Origin of the sequence: Campylobacter sp. 2018MI01 (assembly GCF_018501205.1) — a bacterium.
Classification (GTDB): domain Bacteria; phylum Campylobacterota; class Campylobacteria; order Campylobacterales; family Campylobacteraceae; genus Campylobacter_E.
This window is the reverse complement of record NZ_JAHCZE010000107.1, coordinates 1-1846: the sequence shown is the minus strand read 5'-3', so window position 1 is coordinate 1846 and position 1846 is coordinate 1. Positions and strand designations below refer to the sequence as shown.

The window sequence follows — 1846 nt, the reverse complement described above, 5'->3', positions numbered from 1 at the left end:
GATTGATTTTGCATATGAATATATATTGTTTTTGAGTAGATAAATAAATGATACTGCTTTTTCTTCATTAACAAAAAAAGGTTTATTTAATTTTTGTGAGATTGAGTTTAAATTTAGATTTGTAATCTTAATATTTACACCGTTTAGTTCATAAAAAGCATTGCCGAATATGTAACATGGCTTATTCATCATCATTGCGTATATTCCAACTCCGGAATTTATTACAGCTACTTTATCACATAGTTCTAAACAATCTAAAAAATTTGTTTTATTATCTAGTAGTATTGCATTTTTAAACATAAAATTTGAATTTTCCAAAGGATGCTCTTTTACTATGACTATCCAATTTTTATTATATAAGACTTGTGCTAATTTATCTATAATACTACAGAAATGAGCAATACTTTTTATATGTCCAGAAAAATATTTAATAACTGTGTCATTTTTACGTTGTAATGGTACAAACAGTATTTTTTTGTTTTTTATATTTAATTGTTTTTTTAATAATTCAGCTCCTATTTTTCTACTTTGTATTTCTAAGTAATTATCATTTTCTAAAATATCATTAATATATTGCTTTGTCTCACATATCTCTATTTGATTTAGCTTTTTTATATTTTTGTATAATATACTATCGTAATTAAAACCAGTGTGGTCTAAAAACCAAGAATCAGGTAATGCACCTCTATCGAAACAATAAAATGGTATATTCTTCTTTTTGCAACAATTATATATTGCCAATCTTTTAGCGTTTCCATATGGATTTGTAAATAAAATTGTATGTATGTTGTATTTTTTAATATAAATTTTAAATTTTTTATCATCAAATACGTTGTTGTAAAAAAAATCTTTTTCTTGGTATTCTATAACTTTGCCTAAATATGGAATAAAATCTTTTAGACAGTTAAAAGCAGGAGTTTTTATCTTGCCAATGAACAAAATGTTATTATTAATTGGGCTTAACGGAATTGGATGTGATAATGTCTTATCAAATTCTTTAAAAATTTTTTTATATAATGATCTGTTATTATTTTTTTTATAAAATGTTATGATTTTAGGTCTAGAATGCCATAAATGTATTGTGTACAATTGCTTTTTTAATGCTTGTTCTCCAGTTTTAGAAAGATAAGCTCTTAAACCATCATATTTCTTAATATCCCAGGTTCTATAGTCTTTTAATACATTTTTTGGTTTTTTTATTTGATCTAATTCGGCTAGTAGTCTATACATTAAATCAAAATCTTCAAATGCATGACCTTTGTATATCGTATTGTAGCCACCTACACTATAAAAGTGCACTTTATTTACTATAATTACAGAACTTGCAGGTGAAAAATTTTCAATATATCTTTTCTTATTTTTTTTTGTGATATCACTGATAATTTTAGATATATTTTTTTTATGTTTTATATAATATTCAGTGAAATTTTTATTTAAATAATAAACTGGTAAAGTAAAAAAAGCAGCTTTATTATTTTTCATATCTAATTCTTCAATTATTTGAAATAATTTTTTAAAGAAATTTTCAGATATTCTTAAATCGACATCAATAAAAGTAATATGAGAATATTTAGCAATTAAAGAACCATTGTTCCTTGTTTCTGATAGCTGGAAAATTGAATTAGATAGATTATATTTTATATTGTATTTATTAGATATTTTAATAATTTGATTTTTTATTTCACATAAAGAGCCGGACTCTGATATGATAATTTCAATATTTTTGTATTTTTTAGAATAATATAGTATGTTTATAACAAGCTGTTGAAGTCTTTTTAATATATATAAATTATGTTTTTCTTCAATTCCTATTGGAATAATTATTGAAAGTCCAAAAATACTATCC

At 22.8% G+C, this 1846-nt stretch carries 1 protein-coding gene; it reads right to left on the bottom strand.

Annotation, left to right across the window (positions count from 1 at the left end):
• Positions 1 to 1846, bottom strand: a 1846-nt coding sequence (locus KJQ97_RS09160) for a capsular polysaccharide export protein, LipB/KpsS family (RefSeq protein ID WP_214120656.1), incomplete at both ends; no start/stop codon positions are given.